Raw genomic sequence first — 18,981 nt, forward strand, 5'->3', positions numbered from 1 at the left:
CCTCGGCCTTGAACTCGTCTGTGAATCGCTTGCTCGCCATAGATCCTCCGATCCTCAAAAGACACTATCAGGTGTCTACGGAATCGGGGGCGTACCACTCATGGCCCGCATAGAGCGCGCTAGGCCCAAACAAATAGACACCCACAATGTCTGAAATCAGCTCCTCAAGTGCCCGCTTTCTTAAGCTAAAAACTTTCTCTATGAGCTTTTGGGCATCGATGATTGAGGGAGAGCCCCCCATCGCTGCAATCACTTTAGCTCGGATCGCAGCTTCCTCGCCCGAAAAAGTAGCATCTGCTTGCTCTTGCTTAAGAAACTCCCCGGCAATCCTGTGGCCTATTTCATGGCCAAAGATTGCGTACATTCTGACATTGTCTCGCTCAATTCTCGGAAACGACACCAAGTCGCGCGGACCGGTGTAAGCCTTCAGAACAGCGTCGATTTCGGCATCAGGACCCAAGTACTGAAAGAGCACAGCAAGATTTTCGACAAACGGCCGAATCGTAAAATTGTAAACAGACTGCGGCCATGCCAAGAGATTCGACGGCCAACCCAGCCTGGCGTACAGAGATTGAAGCAATACGACTAGGCCACGGGGGGTTTGGTCAGTGCCTGCATTATCGAAGTACTCGAGTGTTTCGCCCAGCTCTATCACGACCTCGCCGGCCATGATCAGCGTCTTTTCGTCAGCAATTAGCTGTACGCGCTTCTGAAGGAGCGTAAGAAGGTCAGCCAGAAGCCATAGTGCTTTCGCGGCGCCGTCGTCGGGATAGTCTCTAGCGTGAAGCTCGGCAAAGCGTTGCTTCAGCGACTCACACAACGCCCCCGTGCGAAGGCGTTGATGCTCAAGGGTGTTGAATGGATTAGGCGTAGTGGCCAAGCATCGCACTCCGACTACCATCGGCAGGTCGGAGTCGATTATGTTCTATTAGGCTTCGCAACGACATGTAAAGCCGATCGAAAAACACCTTAATGCCACTCACCATGTCCGGATCGACACGAGCCACGTTGCCGGCAGCAATCTCGTGTACGGCTGCAGCAAACGAATTGAAGGTGTCCGGAACTCCCCGGTCTTCAAACAATCCCAGCGATTCGATCGGATTGAGCGCATAGCCAAGAGCTTCGGTCGTGCGGAGAGCTCCCCCTCCCGTTTGGGCGCCCGTAGACACAAAGGCTGCTCCATCGGCGACTTGGCGAAGAAACTCCTCAGCACTTAGCAGAATGGCTTGTTCTTCAGCCGAAAGCTCCAAGTGCGCTATTGCCCGCTCAATCGCGCTAGAGGAGCGGGCAGCAAGTAAACCAAACCGAATGGTTTGGGCGCTACGAAGTTGCATGCTTGGGTCGCTCATGAGGAGCCGCTCCGCCGAGACTTGAAATTTGGGCCAAACTGACCCACGCTCTATGGTCCATTTGCTGCACGAGGGGCTACCGCGTTCACCCTCGATTAAAAACGGGACTACGGGCTTTGGAGCAGTTTAGTCGCTTTTTTACGAAAAGTCTATTACCACAACATTCGGGGCTTTCTCTTGCATACGACCCCAAAATAGCGGGGTGAGGCTCAGGGCTCCTAAGGCCGAATATGGTCCAAACTGACCCAAAATTTACGTTTTCCAGCGCCATGGTCACGGTAGACCTACGACGCCGGCTCAAGGCTCCGAAAGTCATTCTTGAGGCTCTGGGGTGGACGGGCGAGGCGGCACCCACGGTGCTAATAGCCGAAATAGTTGAACTCGGTCACCTTCGCTTTTGGAGTCGGGAGCGAGTGGCCGGCTTGCTTCTGGAGATCGAATCTGACCTGCATGGTCCAAGTTTCGAAGAAGCCCAAGATCTGCGTGCACATCGTGATCGCTACCGCGAGGTGACCCTTCGTCCTTCCGATGGTCGGATCCAGCTGTCCGAAGCGCTCCATGCAATTGTGGAGCCCGCCCTTGAGCCATGCCTGCTTTACGCTGAGTTGGGAGAGGGTTTCATAGACCTATTCTCACAGCGCGGCCGGCTCTCGCGACTGCGGAAGAGAACTATTGGCTTGTCACGTTAGGCGGGACTGAGCCAAGCCCGAGTCAAGCTTGCGCCGACGAGCACAACCCACGTCTAGGTCCTGCATCAGGCTCGTCTTTGCCTCTTACAACTGCCACGCCCATGGCCGCTCCTGGCCTATTCCGTTGAAAAACTCTGTTGAATCGGCCGGCTGATGCTGATTCACTGGCGTCCCATCGATCGAGCGGAAGTTCACGCGATGATGGGACGTCAGGAAGTCGGCCAAGCGCCGCTGTTCTACGCCTTCAACCTGGAAGACCACGTTCCAGCGAACCATCTGCTCCGCGGGATCGATCAGTTCCTGGACCTTGGCGAGCTGCACCGGCACCTCGCCCCGCACTACAGCCACACCGGCCGCCCCTCCGTTGATCCGGCGCTGCTGATCCGGATGCTGATCGTGGGCTACTGCTTCGGCATCCGCTCCGAGCGCCGGCTGTGCGAGGAGGTGCATTTGAACTTGGCCTACCGCTGGTTCTGTCGGTTGGGGCTGGAGGATGCAGTGCCGGACCATTCGACCTTTTCAAAGAACCGGCATGGACGGTTCCGCAACAGCGACACGCTGCGCTTCGTGTTCGAGAAGGTGCTGGAGCGCTGCTTGGCTGAGGGCCTGGTCGGAGGCGAAGGCTTCGCCATCGATGCCAGCGTCATCAAGGCCGACGCAAACCGCCAGCGCGGTGTCCCGGGCAGCGATGCCAGCTGGGACCGGGAGTCGTCGCTCACGCGCCCGGTACGCGAGTACCTGGAAGCGCTGGACGCCGCAGAGGAAGCGCGTAAGCCTCCGAAGAACGTGTCGCTCACCGACCCGGCCGCGCAGTGGACGGCCGCGCCCGGCGGCCCGGCGTTTTACGCCTATTCGACCAACTACCTGATCGACACCAAGGCCGGCGTCATCCTCGACGTCGAGGCCACGCCCGCACACCGCACGAACGAGGTGAACGCCACCAAGGTCATGGTGGATCGCGTCGAGGAACGGTTCGAGATCAAGCCGACGCATCTGATCGGCGATACGGCCTACGGCACCGCCGAGATGCTGGGCTGGATGGTGGATGAGAAAGCGATCGAACCGCACGTTCCGGTGTGGGACAAGGCCGAGCGCAAGGATGGTTCGCTGGGACGTTCCGACTTCCGCTGGGAGGCCGAAGCCGACGAATATCGCTGCCCACAGGGCAAGCCGTTGCGCTCAACTGGCAAGCCTACGGCGGACGACACGCTGATCTATCGCAGCAGCGTCTACGACTGTGCTGGATGCGAGCTCAAGTCCCGGTGCTGCCCGAACACCACGCATCGGAAGATTGCACGGCAGGTCAACGAGTCCGCACGCGATGTGGCCCGCCAACTGGCAACGACATCTCGATACGCACGATCGCGTCGGCATCGGAAGAAGGTCGAGATGCTGTTCGCGCACCTCAAACGCATCCTGCGGCTGGATCGCTTGCGGCTTCGGGGCCTGAAGGGTGCCCACGACGAGTTCCTATTGGCGGCGACTGCGCAGAATCTACGAAGAATGGCCGCGTGGTTGATGCCGAAAGGCCAGGAAGCGGGAATTGCGATACCCATCTAAAGGCATCATGGCGCTTGCGTGCCCCATTTTGCTTCATCCCTTATCGAACAACCTTGGCACCAGCTGCTTAATCACATGGCACTCCGGCTCAAGAACAGAGTTTTTCAACGGAATAGACCCAAAGCGGACACCTTGGCGGGGCGAGCTCCAGTTGCTCAGCGGACATCTAGCCGGTCGGGTGGCCTGACCGTCTTGCGAGCTGCTTGCTGTACGGATTAAGGGCCGGCGGGGTGCGCTCACTCCGTTGCCTCCAGTGTCGTTAGCGGCACACCACCGGGATTTGATCCATAGGGCGGGGAGGGGCGGCTAACGGGTATGCGGGGGTTGAGGCGAGCCCATGAGGTTGGCTCATATCGCAGCGCCCTTCGTTTCGCCCGAGGTGCCTCTAAACCTCGCGCTGAGGTCCTCCGGTCCTCTCTGTGGCGCCGCGCAAACGAGGCAGAGCGAATTCACATACATGAATCACATCACATTTGTGATGTTCATCTTGACCCTGTGTGATTCGAATTACACAATTTGCCCGTAGTCGGGGTATGCGGACGTGCTTTGCCGCCTGCATAAAGTTTGATCGACGCACCGCTTTTCCTGATCCCAGGCGCCCGAGAGGCCGGGATTGAAAAGCTGACATCGCGTCGGCGGTGGGTGCGGGACAGGGGAAATCCGAAGTGATGAAGCAATCTGGTCCGGCGGCAGGTGTCCCTGCGTTCGTACGCGCGAAATCTGAATTACCCCAGCAGCTTCATCCGCAAGCGCCCTCGCGGACGATCGCGTCCTGGCGGCGACTGGCCTTGCTCGCGCTGTGCTGCATCGCACCCGCTGCGTGGGGCGCGGACCTGCAGCTCACCGACCTTTCCGACAGCGGTTACGACCCCGTGCCCGCGGGCAGCGACGTCGTCTACGCGATCACGCTCGAGAACGGCGCGGGCGATGTCGCCAACAACACCGTCAGCATCTTCGATCTGCCGGCAGGCACGACGGCCAACAGTCTTCCCGCCTTCTGCACCGCCGATGCGGGCGTCCCCACCCGCATCGTCTGCAACCACGGTGCACTGCAGGGCACGCTGGCGGGCGGCTCGCCGGTCAGCTTCCAGATCGGCGTCGACACCGGCGGCCAGGCTCCCGGGACCGTGACCATGCGTGGCGCGGTCGGCTTCGGCGCCAATACGCCGCCGGCCAGCACGCCGATCGCCAGCCTGACGGCGGCTGATCCGTTCTTCAGCGGCGACACCAATACCGCCAACAACATCCGCAGCCAGGCGACCACGCTGACGGTGGCGGGCGACCTGCGCCTGCAGAAGACCGCCTCGCCGAATCCGGTGGTGGGCGGCGGCGAAGTGACGTACACCCTGACGGTCATCAACGATGGCCCCAGCCCGTCGACCAACTTCCGTGTCGTCGACACCCTGCCCGCCGCGACGACGTACGTGGCGAACAGCTTCAATGGCACCGGCTGGACCTTCAACGCCGGCACGATGACGGCCACCCACGCCGGCACGCTGGCTGTGAACGGCAGTGCCACGTTCACGTTCCGGGCGCGCGTCAATGCAGGCAGCGGCAACATCACCAACGCCGCCGTCGTCGAAAACATCGGTACGCCGGATCCTGATCCGAACAACAACGATGCCGAAGTCACCACCCCGATCATCCCGGGTGCCGACCTGGCCCTCAGCAAGTCCGCGGCGCCCGCGCCTGCGATCTCCGGCCAATCGGTCACCTTCACGCTGACCGCCCGCAACCTGGGCCCCAGCCTCGCCCAGAACGCGAGCATCGTCGACGCGTTGCCGGCGGGTTTCGTCATCACCGGCGGCACTCAGCCGGCGGCATGGTCGTGCGTGAGCGACGGCACCAACAGCACCCGCACCTGTACGCGCAGCGCGGACATGCCGGTCGGTGCCGTGGAAACGATCACCATCGTGGCGACCGTGCCCGCGAGCGGCACGAACAGCAGCGGGGACGTCACCAACGCGGCCACCATCACCTCGGCCACGCCGGACCCGAACAGCCCGGGCAACGGCGTAGACAACAACACCGGCAGCGTCACGTTCACCGTGCTCGCCGACGGCGCCGACCTGTCGCTGACGAAGACCAAAACGCCCGAACTCATCGCCGTGTGGGACGGCATCGGCAGCGATGCCGACAGCCGGATGACGTCGAACATCGTCGTGCAGAACCTGGGCCCGCGTGCCGCGACCGGCCAGGTGCAGGTGGTGGACGAGCTGGCGGCGGGCGAGGAGTTCGTCTCCGCGTCGGGACCGTGGACCTGCAGCGTCGATAACCCGTACGCGGTGCCGCCGGCGCGCCAGCGCGTCACCTGCGACCTCAATGCGGGGTCGCTGCCGCTGGCCGTCAACGCCAATGCGCCGCAACTCCAGATCATCAGCCGCGCCCGCGCGGCCGGCGCGCTGACCAACACGGCGTGCACGGGCGGTTCCAACGGCTCGCTCGAGCCGCTGACCGGCAACGGCATCAACGTCGACCCTGAGACCGGCAACGACTGCAACGGGGCGGGCACCCGCACGACCAACGAGCGCGCAGACCTACGCATCGCCAAGCAGACCAATGGCGCCGGCCCCGGCGACAACATCCTGACGGCGAGTCAGACCACGGTGACCTACACGCTGACGGTGACCAACGACGGTCCCGACAGCACCACCGGCGTGGTCGTCAACGACGCCATCCCCGGTTTCGTCCCCGGCCGCACCACGGTGACCGCAACCACGGTGCCGGCGGGCTGGACCTGCAGCACCGGCGGATCGGTGGTCTGCCGTTCCAACAACAACGCCCTGGCCAGCGGTGCCAGCGCGACCATCGTGCTGACGGTGCAGCGCGCGCTGTTCGACAGCGCCGGCGCCGGTGCCAGCACCTGCGGCGGCACGCCGATCAACAACGCGTTCTGCAACACCGCCGGTGTCGGCATCGACGCGTCCGTGGCCGGCTCGGTCGGCGAGATCGACGCGTCCAACAACAGCGCCTCGGACTGGCTGCAGGTCGATCGCGTGGCCAACGTGCGCACCACGGCGAAGAACATCACCTCCGGCGCCACCGGCCAGGCGGGCGTCAACACGACGTACGTGATGTCCTACGCCAACGAGGGCCCGTCGACCGCGCCGGGCGTCGTGTTCCGCGATGTCTTCACGATTCCCGCGAACGACGCCGGCTTCGTGCTGGTATCGGCCACGCGTACCGGCGGCGGCACTGCGACGTGCACGGCCACGCCCGGCGCCGGCGTGACCACGGCGGTCGCCAGCGGCGGTACGTCGTACGCCAATCCGACCGGCGGCACCGCGACGGTGACGGTGACGTGCGTGCCGTTGTCCATGACCAACGGCCAGACCGAAGACCTGACGGTGGTGATCCGCCCGAACGTCAACGTCGGCAACACGGGTCGCACGTTCACCAACGTGGCCGACTTCTACTTCGACCGGAACAACGACGGCACGCCCGACGCCGCCACCGGCAGCGATGCGAACGGCAGCTTCGACTACAACCTCAACACCTCCGCCGCCGACGACCAGCGCGCGGCGACGCTGCCGTTCAACAGCGGTGCGGTGGACCTGATCACCAACAAGATCGACGTGGGCTTCACCGGCGGCGTGGATCCGCTGGGCTACAACGCGAACGACCTCAGCCAGAACCTGATCACCTACCGCCTGACCGTGCGCAACAACGGGCCGTCGCTGGCCACGAACGTGCGTGTGTCGGACACGATCACGCCACAGGCTGGCCGCACCGTGCGTTACGTCGGCGCGTCGGAAACGACCGGTGGTCCGTTCGTGGTCGGCGCGTGCAGCGTGACCGCCGGTGCCAACCCGACGGTGGGCGCGCCGCTGACCCTGGACTGCGTCATGCCGGGCGCGGGCTTCGCGGCCAACCAGGCCGGCGTGGTCGCCAGCGGCCAGACCAGCACGCTGTATGTGCGCTTCCAGTACGAAACCGCGCCGGGTGCGGCCGGTGACACGCTGTTCAACAGCGTCACCGCGAGCTCGGAAGAGACCGACACCAATCCCGCCAACAACACGGCCGACCAGGACACGACGATCCGCGCGCGCGCCGACATGGGCGTGAACAAGACGACCGTGGTCGCCGCGCCGGACACCGATCCGGCGGTGGCGTTGCCGCCGACGGTGACCAGCGTCGCGCTGCGCCAGCCGTTCTTCTACGTGGTCGACGGCGTGAACAACGGCCCCGGCGCGAGCCTCTCGCTGGACCGTACCGGCAACAATCCGCTCAACGGCACCGGCACCGTGGTCACCGACACCTTGCCTGCGGGCCTGGTGGTCACCGGCACGATCACCTGGCGCAAGGTGGGACCGAACCCGGGCGGCGGTGAAGTGCCCGTGGGTACCGGTACCTGTACGCAGGCGGGCAGCACCGTCACCTGCAACCTGGGCGACGTGACCGCCACCGGTCGCGTGCGCATCATCGTGCCCTCGCGCTGGGACACCTATCCGTCCGGCGGCAGCGTCAACAACACCGCGACGATCTCCACCCAGCAGGTCGATCCGATCCCGGGCAACAACACCGTGACCGTGCCGCTGGCCGTCACCCGTTCGTCGCTGGCGGGCGTGGTCTTCCAGGATCGCGATCGTGCCGGCGCCAACGGCGGTACCCACCAGGGTGTCGGTACCGAACCCGGCATCGCCGGCGTGACCATCACGCTGACCGGCACCGATGCCTACGGCAATACGGTCAACCGTACCGCGGTCACGGCCGCGGGCGGCACCTACAGCTTCACCGACCTGTCGCCGGCGAATGCGTCGGGCTACACGCTGACGCAGACGCAGCCGGCCGGCTACGTCAACAGCCCGTCCGTGCTGCCCACTACGGGCGGCAGCGAGCCTTCCGTTGGCGGCACCTACAGTGCGGGCTCGCCGAACTCGGTGATCGCCGCCATTCCGGTCGGCGCCAACGACACCGGCGTGCGCTACAACTTCCCGGAAGTGCGCCGTCCCTCGCTGTCGGGCTTCGTCTACATCGACGGCAATTTCAGCAACGTGCGCGAAGGTAGCGACGGCGCCATCGCAGGCGCGACGGTCGAACTGTTGAACGCCGGCACCGGTGCCGTGGTGGCGACCACCACGACCAATGCGTCCGGTGCCTATAGCTTCACCAACCTGGATCCGCTGATCGTCTACACGCTGCGCGAGGCGCTGCCCGCCGGCAACTACCAGAACCGCCCGACCGCGGTGAACGCCGGCCTGATCGGCGGCGCCGCATGCGTTACCGGTTGTACGCCGGGCACCGGTGTCGGCGGTGATGCCGCCACGACCGACCGCATCAGCAGCATCGACCTGGGCGCCGGCACGGACGGCACCGTGTTCAACTTCGGCGAAGACGCCGTGGCCGGCATCAGCGGCAGCGTCTATGTCGATCGCAACGGCAATGGCGACTTCGACGCCGGCGACGCGGGCGCGACGCACTCGCGTCCCAACGGCGGCCTGCAGGGCGTGACCGTGACGCTGACCGGCGCGGGCGCCGACGGCATCTTCGGCAATGGCGACGACCCGGCGCCGGTGACGCTGCAGACCGATGCCAACGGTGCGTACCAATTCACCGGCCTGGTGGTCGGACAGAACTACCGGGTGACCGAGACCCAGCCGGACGGATACGGCAACGGCACCGAGAACACCGCCAACGTCATCGATGTCACGGCATTGCCGTCCGCCGGTGTCACCGGCCGTGACTTCGGCGAAACCCTGGGTTCGCTGGCAGGCGCCGTGTTCGAGGATTTCTCGACCACGCCGGCCAACAACAACAACGGCAGCTTCGATGGCGGCGAGAACCCGATCGCCAGCGTGACGCTCACGCTGACCGGCACCGATCTGCTGGGCAACGCGGTCAACGTCACCGTGCAGACCAACGCGAGCGGCGCGTACGTGTTCCGCGACCTGTTGCCGCCGCAGGCCGGCACCACGTACACGATCACCGAAACGCAGCCCACCGGTTACATCGACGGCCGGCATACGCCGGGCAACGCGGCCACGCCGGGCACGGCGACCACGGCGAACGTCATCGACGGCATCGCGATCAACGCAGGCCAGGCGGCCACGGGCTACCTGTTCGGCGAACTGGCCAACGCCATCATCAGCGGCACCGTGTACCTGGACCGCGACGACGATGGCGACCGCGACGCGGGCGAACCGGGTATCCCCGGCGTCACCGTGGTGATCGAAGGCGCGGGCCCGGATGGCGCGTTCGGCACGCCGGACGACCTGCCGCCGGTCACCCTGACCACCGACGCGAACGGCGGCTACAGCTATGGCGGTGCGATCACCGGCCAGAACTACCGCATCGTCGAAACCCAGCCGACCGGGCTGGCGAACGGCCAGGAGAACCCGACCAACACCATCGTCGTCACCAACCTGCCGGCGAGCGGTTCCAGCGGCAACGATTTCGGCGAGCGCGCGGCATCGCTGTCGGGCAACGTGTGGCTCGATGCCAACAACAACGGCGTGCGCGATGCGGGCGAGAACGGCATCGCCGGCGTCAGCGTCTGGCTGCCGGCCGGCACCGTGGATGCGCTGGGCAATGCGATCGCCGCGATCGTCACCGACGCCAACGGCAACTACCGTTTCGACGATCTGCTGGCGGGCACCTATACCGTCAACGAACAGGCCGCGCAGCCCGTGGTGGGCGGCGTGACCACGATCAACGGCACTACCGTGGCCGGCACGATCGGCGGCAGCCCCAGCGGCACCGCTACGCCAGTAACCACCGTGCCGAGCGCGGTGTCGGGCATCGTGCTGCCTGCGGGCGGCGCGTCGATCGGCAACAACTTCGGTGAGACCTTGGGCGTGGCGCTGTCCGGCCGCGTGTTCTTCGATGCCAACAACGACGGTGCCCAGTCCGGCGCGGCCGAGACCGGCATCGACGGCGTGACCATCACGCTGACCGGCACCGACGACACCGGCGCGACGGTCTCGCTCACCACCACCACCGACGCCAACGGCGACTACACGTTCGAAGGCCTGCGTCCGGGCACCTACACGGTGACCGAACCCACGCAGCCGGCCGGCACCAGCAACGGTCAGACCGTCGCCGGCACCGTCAGCGGCACGCCGTCGGGCACCGCCACGCCGATCACCACCGTGCCCAGCGCGATCAGTGCGATCAACCTGACCACGCCCGGTGCGAGCTCGATCGGCAACAACTTCGGCGAGATCCCGCTCAACAGTTCCATCGGTGGCCGCGTGTGGCGTGATGCCGACAACGACGGTGTCATCGATCCGTCCGAAACCGGCATCGGCAATGTGGTCGTGCGCCTCACCGGCACCGACCTGGCCGGCAACACCATCACCCGTGAAGTGACCACGCAGCCGGATGGCACCTATGCCTTCACCGAGCTGCCGCCGGGCACGTACGCCATCACCGAACCCGAGCAACCCGCTGGCACGTTGAACGGCATCACGAACGCCGGCACCGGCGGGGGCACCGCGACGCCGCCGACCTCCACACCGTCCGTCATCAGCGCCATCACGCTGGGCGTGGGCGAGGACGTCACCGGCAACGACTTCGGTGAAGTGCCGGCCGGCGCGATCAGCGGCCGTGTCTACAACGACGGCAACAACAACGGCGTGATCGATGCGGGCGAGGGCGGCTACGCGAACGTGCAGGTGGTGCTGACCGGCACCGACGACCTGGGCCAGGCCGTCAACGTCACCGTCACCACCGATGCCGACGGTCGCTACCGCTTCGACGATCTGCGTCCGGGCACGTACACCGTGACCGAACCCACGCAGCCGGCGGAGACGCTCAATGGCATCACCAGCGCGGGCACCATCGACGGCACCGCCGTCGGTACCGCGACGCCGGTGACGACCACGCCGTCGGCGATCAGCGGCATCGTGCTGCCGCCGGGTGGCGAGTCGGTCGACAACAACTTCGGCGAGATCGGCGATTCGCCCGACCTGGTGGTCAGCAAGACCGCCACGCCGGCCATCTTCACCGTCAACAACACCGCCACCTACACGCTGCGTGTGCGCAATATCGGGCAGCAGCCCAGCGCGGGCGACTACGTGGTGGAAGACCGCCTGCCGGCCGGCCTGACGCTCGCCGCGACGCCCGTGGGCGTGGGCTGGACCTGTACCGGTGCACCGGGCGAAGACCGTTTCCGCTGCGCCAGCAGCACGGTGATCGCTGCGGGCGCGACGTCGGGCGACAGCATCATCGCGCAGGTGCGCGTGGCGGCCTCCGCCGCGACGGGATCGCCGGTGAACAACGCGGTGATCGTCGAAGGCGGCGGCGAGAACGAGTACCGCACGCCGACGCCGGACGAACGCGCCGACTTCGAAGGCAATCCGGGCGACCTGCCGGTATGCGACCCGGCGATCACGCAGAACGCGTGCCGCCTGCCCACGCCGGTGCAGTTGTCGGCGTCGGTGTCGGGCACGGTGTGGTTCGACCAGGGCAGCGACTTCGGTCGCATCGACGGCGGCGACCGCCGCCTGTCCGGCTGGGTCGTCGAAGTCGTGAACGAGAGCGGCCAGGTCGTCGGCACGGCGACCACCGGTGTCGATGGCACGTATTCGATCGCCGACCAGGTGCCCGGCGTGCTGTTGAGCGTCCGCTTCCGCGATCCGGCGACGGGCGTGGTGTGGGGCCTGCCGGTCAGCGGCGACACGATCGCCGGTGCGCCGGTGCCGTGCGATGCGAGCACCGCCATCGCCAACGGCACCGCCAGCTCCTGCCGCAGCAACGAGGGTGGCAACACGCACCTGGCCGTCGTGCTGGCGCCGGGTGCGAACCTGCCGCAGCAGAGCCTGCCGTTGAATCCCGGTGGCGTGGTCTACGACGCGACGACGCGCACGCCGGTCCCCGGTGCGCGCGTCACCCTGACGCCGATCGGCACGTGCGCGGGCTACACGCCCGAACAGCACGTGCTGAACGCCGCGCTCGGTGGTTATAGCGTGCAGGGCACGTCGATCTCGATGACGGTCGGCGCGGAAGGCTTCTACCAGTTCCTGCTGGGCCCGAACGCCCCGGCCTCGTGCCGCTTCCAACTGGCGGTGACGCCGCCGGCCGGCTACACGTTCGAGTCCGGCATGATCCCGGCGGAGACCTCGTCGCTGACGCCGCCGTCCACCCCGGGCGAGGGCTACCCGGTGCAGACGAACGCGACCGCGCCGACCGGCCCGGTGGGCACGTCGACGACGTACTACCTGGAGCTGACCCTGGGTTCGGGCGTGGCGGTGCCGGTGCACAACCACATCCCGCTGGATCCGCAGATCGCGCCCGGCCTGGTCATCACCAAGACCGGTGATCGCAAGACGGTGGAAGTGGGCGACAGCCTGGTCTACACCATCACCATCCGCCAGACCGCGGGTGCGTCGATGGGCACGGTCAACGTCATCGACCGCCTGCCGCATGGTTTCACCTACATCGATGGCACCGCGCGCGTCGACAACGCCGGCATCGCCAATCCGCTCGGCAAGCCGGGCCCGACGCTGGTGTTCGACGTCGGCGCGCTCGCCGTCGGCCAGCAGAAGGTGCTGACCTACCGCGTGCGCGTGGGCGTGGGCAGCCAGCAGGGCGACGGCATCAACCGTGCGCGCGCCTACGGCTGCTCGATCGACGGCGGCTGCGTGGATCCGACCACGCTGACGCCGTACCCGAACGGGGGCGTGGTGCCGTCGAACCCGGCCGAGTACCGCGTGATCATCAGCGGCGGTGTGTTCGCCGACGAAGGCTGCGTGCTGGGCAAGATCTTCGTGGACTGCAACGTCAACCACGTGCAGGACAAGGAAGAGCTCGGCATCCCCGGCGTGCGCATGTACTTCGAGGATGGCACCTGGATGGTGAGCGACTCGGAAGGCAAGTACAGCTACTGCGGCTTGCCGCCGAAGAGCCACACGCTGAAGGTCGATCCGTCGACCCTGCCCGTGGGCTCGCGCCTGACCACCAGCAGCAACCGCAACCTGGGCGATGCGGATAGCCTGTTCATCGATCTGAAGAACGGCGAGTTGCACCGCGCCGACTTCATCGAGGGCAGCTGCTCCAACCCGGTGATCGAGCAGGTCAAGGCGCGCCGTACGCAGGGCGAGATCCGTGCGCCGGAAACCGAGCGCAACCAGCAGCCGCTGCGGTTCGAGAGCAAGCCGGCGCGTGCCCCGCAGCAGGGCACCGACTCGGCCAACCAGCGGCCGATCGTCGAACCCAGGCCTACGACGAGCGCGCCGACCGGCACGGATGACGCGCGCAACGGGGAGGTGCAGCCATGAGCCGCTCCGCCCCGCGTCCGTCGACCTTCATGGAATCCCGTGCCATGCGCGCATCGCGTCCTTCGTTCCACCCCCTCGCGCTGGCGCTGGCCCTGGCGGTGACGCCGACGCTCGTGCAGGCGCAGGCCGTGTCCGGCGACCAGCGTTTCACGCCGGTCCTCGGCCAGGCCACGCCGCTCTATCCGCAGTCGCCCGAATCGCAGGACCGCGCGCCACAACCGTTGTACGCACAGCCCGGCAACGTCGACTACAGCGTCAACGTGGGCGTGGACCGCGTGCTGGTCGAGGTCGATCGCGATGGCGTGCCCGCCGACGGGCAGTCGCCGGTGAAGGTCGTCGTGCAGCTGTACGGTGCCGATGGCAAGCCGATGGCCGGCGACGCCTTCGCCACCATCGAGCACAGTGGCGGTCGCATCAAGCTGGCCGATGGCCGCACGGATGAATTCGGTCCGGGTCGGCTGGACGCCGACGAGGTCACCCCCGGTATCCAGCTGGCCGTGCACAACGGTCGCGCGGAGTTCGAACTGCTGGCCCCGCACGATCCGCAGGACGTGTTGCTGCGCGTGACCTCGGGCGGCCACAGTGCCGAGGGCGTGATCGGCTTCGTGCCGGAGATGCGCGAGCTGATCGCCACCGGCCTGATCGAGGGTGTCATCAACTTCCGCCGCAAGGGCGACAGCCTGATCAACGGCACCCAGCAGGGCGATGGCTTCGAGCGCGAGATCCGGCGCTGGGAGAAGCAGTTCAACAACGGCAAGGCCAACGGTGCCGCGCGTGCCGCGTTCTTCGTCAAGGGCACGATCAAGGGTGAGTACCTGCTGACCGCGGCCTACGACTCCGACAAGGACGTGCGGGCGCGCCTGCTGCGCGACATCCAACCGGAGGAGTTCTACCCGGTGTACGGCGATGCGTCGTTGCGCGGCTTCGATGCGCGCTCGGCCGAGCGCCTGTACGTGCGCGTGGACAAGGACCGCAGCGGTGTACGGCGATGCGTCGTTGCGCGGCTTCGATGCGCGCTCGGCCGAGCGCCTGTACGTGCGCGTGGACAAGGACCGCAGCTACCTGCTGTACGGCGACTTCCAGACCGGCGACAACATCGCCACGCAGACCGGTGTCGACTTCGGCACGCAGGCGGGCCAGCGCGTGCTGGGCACCTACAACCGCACCGCGACCGGCCTGGGCTGGCATTTCGAAAATGCGCGCGTGCGCGGCAACGTCTTCGCCATTGAGGACTCGCTGCGCCAGGTGATCGAGGAACTGCCGGCCGCCGGCAGCGGTCCCTACGGCCTGCGCAACAACGCGGTGCTGGAAGGCAGCGAGCGGGTGGAAGTGGTGGTGCGCGACCGCAACCAGCCCTCGCGCATCGTCTCGGTGCGTCCGCTGGGCCGCCTGGTGGACTACAGCTTCGAGCCGTTCTCCGGCCGCATCCTGCTCAACAGCTTCCTGCCCTCCTTCGACAGCGACCTCAATCCGGTGTCGCTGCGCATCACCTACGAACTGGACCAGGGCACCGAGAAGTTCCTCGTGCTGGGCGCGGACGCGCAACTGCGCGTGGGCGAACGCGGCGAGATCGGCGGTTCCTACGTCGACGACCGCAATCCCTTCGCGGCGTTCGAAATGGGCAGCGCCAATATCGGCTACAAGCTGGGCGCCAACACCTGGCTGGTGGCCGAAGCCGCGCGTACGCGCAGCGAGGTGAACACCAACAGCGTCAACCAGTACGGCACGCCGGGCCTGCAGGGCCTGAGCGGGCTGGTGGAAGGCGATGCGTGGCGCGTCGAGCTGGGCCATGCGGGCGAAGCGCTGAGCCTGAAGCTGTTCGCCGGCCAGTCCGATCCTGCGTTCAACAACCCGGCTTCGCCGCTGTACGGCGGCCGCGGCGAGTACAGCCTGACCACGCGCTGGCGCCTCAACGAGCGCTTCGAGCTGTACGCCGAAGGCCTGCGCAGCGAGGACCGCAACCCCGATGGCGGCGAACGCGATGCCGCCAGTGCGGGCACGCGCGTGAAGCTCACCGACCGGCTGACGCTGGATGTCGGCTACCGCGCCATCCGCGAGACGGTCGGCGCGTACTACACGTGGGCCACCAGCAGCGGCTACGGCAACATCGGCGGCCTCACGGGCGGTTACGCCACCGGTTCCGGCGGCGGTGCGCTCGGCTACGGCCAGCAACCGCTGGATCCGCTGACCGGCCTGCCGATCATCAGCAGCGGCAATCCCAACGACGTGGCCAGCGGCCTGCCGGTGGGCACCGAACTGTCGTCGGACATGCTGCGCATCGGCCTCGGCTACCGCGCCAGCGACCGCTTCAGCCTCGGCGGCGAAGTGGAGCAGGACATCCACGGCGAGGACCGCAATCGCGTGGCGCTGGGCATGGATTACCAGTTGCGCGAACGCAGCCGTATCTACGGCCGCTACGAGAAGCAGACCGGCATCAGCGGCGTGAACGGCCTGACCCAGGACGGGCGCGAGGCGGACACGGTGGCACTGGGCGTGGACACCAGCTTCATCAAGGACACGCAGCTGTTCTCCGAGTACCGCTTGCGCGATGCCATCGCCGGCCGCGACATCCAGGCCGCCTCGGGCATGCGCAACCGCTGGGACCTGCACGAAGGCCTGCGCCTGGATACGACGCTGGAGCACACCAACGTCATCTCGGGGAATATCGGTGACTCCACCGGCATCGGTTTCGCGCTGGACTACAGCGCCAACCCGCTGTGGCGCGGCAACGTGCGCCTGGAGCATCGCATCTCCGACGACGTCGCCGGCACGCCGACCAACGAGGGCTACAACACGACGCTGCTGCAGTTCCTGGCCGCGCGCAAGTTGAGCCGCGATTGGACGCTGTTGGCACGCAACTACCTGTTGCGCACCGAGTACGACGCGCGCGGCGACGTGCTGCAGGACCGCTTCCAGATCGGCGCGGCGTATCGCGACACCGATACTAACCGCGTCAACGCGCTGGCCCGCTACGAGTACAAGCTGGAGAAGGACGAGAGCGGCATGGACGGCTCCGGCTTCGGCTCAGACACCGGCCAGGACATCCGTAGTAGCGCGCACATCATCTCGGCGCACGCGGACTGGCACCCGTCGCGTCCGTGGTGGCTGACCGGCCGGGTGGCGGCGAAGTGGCAGCAGGACAGCTTCTTCTACGCCGACACCGGTCGCGTCGACGACGATTTCAACGCCGTGCTGCTGTCCGGCCGCATCGTCTACGACATCACAGAGAACTGGGACATCGGCGTGCTGGGCTCGACGTTCCGCGGCCAGGACGGCGCCAACCAGTACGCGTTCGGCATGGAAGTGGGTCGCTTGTTGCGGCAGAACCTGTGGCTGTCGGTGGGCTACAACGCCACCGGCTTCCGCGGCGACGACGACCTGACCGGTTACGAGTACACGCAGCAGGGCGCGTTCATCCGCCTGCGCTTCAAGTTCGACGAAGACCTCTTCCGCAGGGAAGACGCCCGCTACCGCGATCCGGTGCGCTGAGGATTAACGACATGACCCACACGAAAACCTCCCTCCTGTGCGCCGCCGTGCTGGCTGGCCTCGTTTCCACCGCGCATGCGCAGCAGACGCAGCTGACGCCGGCGCGCGACCGGATCACCGACGAGGCGATCCATGCCGATCTGACGGGCTATGAGCACACCCAGGGCCGCATCCAGGCCTTGAACGACGGCGGCCGTCCGGTCCGCGACTACCACTTGTCGAAAGCGCAGTGCTGGCTGGACGTCTCCTTCCACGAGTACTCGCGGAACGACCGCAGCGCCTTCCCGCAGGAAGCGTTGACCGAGTCCGAGAAGCTGATCGTGGGCATGGAGCAGGGCGTCACGCCGCTGCCGACCGACACGCCGCTGGTCAACGGGGCGGCGCGCGTGCGCGAGGACCTGTGGAAGCGCCTGGGCGCGGTCCATGGCACGCCCGGGTTCGCCTGCGCGCAGCAGGCCGTCGCCTGCGGCGAGGTAGAACTGGTCCACGCCGGCAACGAGTTCAACCAGCAGCAGTGGCGGCACGCCAAGCCGTACATCCAGATCGCCGAGGACTGGGTGAGCGATGCCGAAGCGCTGTCGCGCCAATGCGGCGCCACGCCGACAGTGCCGGTGGTGCTGCCGGCGGACACCGTGCTGACCGCCAATGTGCTGTTCGAGTTCGATCGCTCGGGCCGCGCCGACATTCGCGCCTACTCGCTGCAGAGCTTGGACCGCGAACTCGACCGCCTGCGTGCCGAAGGCCTGACGCTGAGCGGCGTGGAACTGGTCGGCCATGCCGACCGGCTGCAGGGGCGTGGCCATGACTACAACCAGGCGCTGTCCGAGCGTCGCGCGCAGACCGTGCGTGCGCTCTTGGTCGAGCGTGGCATTGATGCGGCCAAGGTGACCTACCGTTTCAAGGGCGACACCGAGCAGGTCCAGTCGTGCGACGGCGTGAAGCCACAGCCGGCGTTGCGCGAGTGCCTGATCCCCAACCGTCGCGTCGAGGTTCGCTTAAACGTCGCGCGTTGAGAGGGATGCTCCATTGGCGTTGGGGCAATAGTTCGCTTCTCTTAACGCCCTTCAAGAGAGGGTGCGGCGGCGCTTCGTCTTCATCGCCTATTTCCGCTTCTGGCCGGAAGCAGACATCTTCGCGAGAGCGACAGCCAAGACAGCGCTACCACCAGATGGGCACGTGCAGGCTTGGTCATTACCACATCGTAGCGGGATCTTGCAGGAACTCTGCTCGCGCTACTGCGATTACCTTCTGCGGATCTTTGGCAAGCACTTCCGCGGGCCGCGCTCCGTCGAGAAGAAGATGCGGGGACATGTACCACTCCACTATGCTCCACGTGTTGCTCCAGACGTGGCTGTAGTAGCTCTCATAGACAGCCAGCAGGTCGGGCACTTCTTTGATCAGCGATCCATCTTCGAACTGAAAGTCTGGGTAGAGCCAATCATTAGCAGGTCGATGCCAGACCGCCAGCAATCGCCGCTCTTTTCGCCAGGCCGTCAGCATCGTTGAGTCAATGCCAAGAACAGCCTGTGCCGTCTGGCTCGACAAATACTTCTGCGCCAGCGCCGCGCGATATGTCGCTGCCATGGCTTCCAAACTATCACCCATCGGAATGACTACCCAACGCTAGGCACATCAGGACGACTGAACCTTGATCGCAGTTATATTGAAAAGAAGCCA

At 66.1% G+C, this 18,981-nt stretch carries 7 protein-coding genes; 4 read left to right on the top strand and 3 right to left on the bottom strand.

Annotation, left to right across the window (positions count from 1 at the left end):
- Nucleotides 1–67: 67 nt before the first annotated feature.
- Both ASD72_RS18670 and ASD72_RS21120 read right to left on the bottom strand, forming a co-directional pair.
- Nucleotides 68–880, bottom strand: a complete 813-nt coding sequence (locus ASD72_RS18670; RefSeq protein WP_155944742.1) for a hypothetical protein — start codon at nt 878–880, stop codon at nt 68–70.
- A complete protein-coding gene (locus ASD72_RS21120) occupies nt 864–1,349 on the bottom strand; it encodes a hypothetical protein (RefSeq protein WP_155944743.1) in 486 nt (161 codons plus the stop codon). Before ASD72_RS21120 ends, ASD72_RS18670 begins: the two co-directional genes overlap by 17 nt.
- 887 nt (nt 1,350–2,236) lie before the next feature.
- On the opposite strand from ASD72_RS21120, the gene ASD72_RS18680 reads away from it, so the two are divergent.
- The 4 genes from ASD72_RS18680 to ASD72_RS18695 all read left to right on the top strand — a co-directional run bounded on the left by ASD72_RS18680 (nt 2,237) and on the right by ASD72_RS18695 (nt 18,317).
- Nucleotides 2,237–3,598: an IS1182 family transposase gene (locus ASD72_RS18680; protein WP_056881490.1), complete on the top strand. Its 1,362-nt coding sequence runs from the start codon at nt 2,237–2,239 to the stop codon at nt 3,596–3,598.
- Nucleotides 3,599–4,386: 788 nt separating this feature from the next.
- The gene (locus tag ASD72_RS18685) at nt 4,387–13,815 is read left to right on the top strand and encodes an SdrD B-like domain-containing protein (protein WP_056881491.1); all 9,429 of its coding nucleotides are present in this window, start codon (nt 4,387–4,389) and stop codon (nt 13,813–13,815) included.
- A 978-nt stretch (nt 13,816–14,793) separates the two neighbouring features.
- On the top strand, nt 14,794–17,304 hold the full coding sequence (locus ASD72_RS18690; RefSeq protein ID WP_155944744.1) for a hypothetical protein: 2,511 nt from the start codon (nt 14,794–14,796) through the stop codon (nt 17,302–17,304).
- A gap of 11 nt (nt 17,305–17,315) precedes the next feature.
- Nucleotides 17,316–18,317, top strand: coding sequence for an OmpA family protein (locus tag ASD72_RS18695; protein ID WP_056881493.1), 1,002 nt, complete (start codon nt 17,316–17,318; stop codon nt 18,315–18,317).
- A 178-nt stretch (nt 18,318–18,495) separates the two neighbouring features.
- Here ASD72_RS18695 and ASD72_RS18700 read toward each other — a convergent pair whose 3' ends face one another.
- Nucleotides 18,496–18,888, bottom strand: coding sequence for a hypothetical protein (locus tag ASD72_RS18700; RefSeq protein ID WP_235578062.1), 393 nt, complete (start codon nt 18,886–18,888; stop codon nt 18,496–18,498).
- Nucleotides 18,889–18,981: the final 93 nt, after the last annotated feature.

Origin of the sequence: Pseudoxanthomonas sp. Root630, assembly GCF_001427585.1 — a bacterium.
In the GTDB taxonomy this organism is placed as follows: domain Bacteria; phylum Pseudomonadota; class Gammaproteobacteria; order Xanthomonadales; family Xanthomonadaceae; genus Pseudoxanthomonas_A.

Excerpts from the sequence above, each read along its gene's own strand:
- ASD72_RS18680 (WP_056881490.1), top strand. The coding sequence starts at position 2,237 with ATGATGGGACGTCAGGAAGTCGGCCAAGCGCCGCTGTTCTACGCCTTC.
- ASD72_RS18700 (WP_235578062.1), bottom strand. The coding sequence starts at position 18,888 with ATGGCAGCGACATATCGCGCGGCGCTGGCGCAGAAGTATTTGTCGAGC.
- ASD72_RS18695 (WP_056881493.1), top strand. The coding sequence starts at position 17,316 with ATGACCCACACGAAAACCTCCCTCCTGTGCGCCGCCGTGCTGGCTGGC.
- ASD72_RS21120 (WP_155944743.1), bottom strand. The coding sequence starts at position 1,349 with ATGAGCGACCCAAGCATGCAACTTCGTAGCGCCCAAACCATTCGGTTT.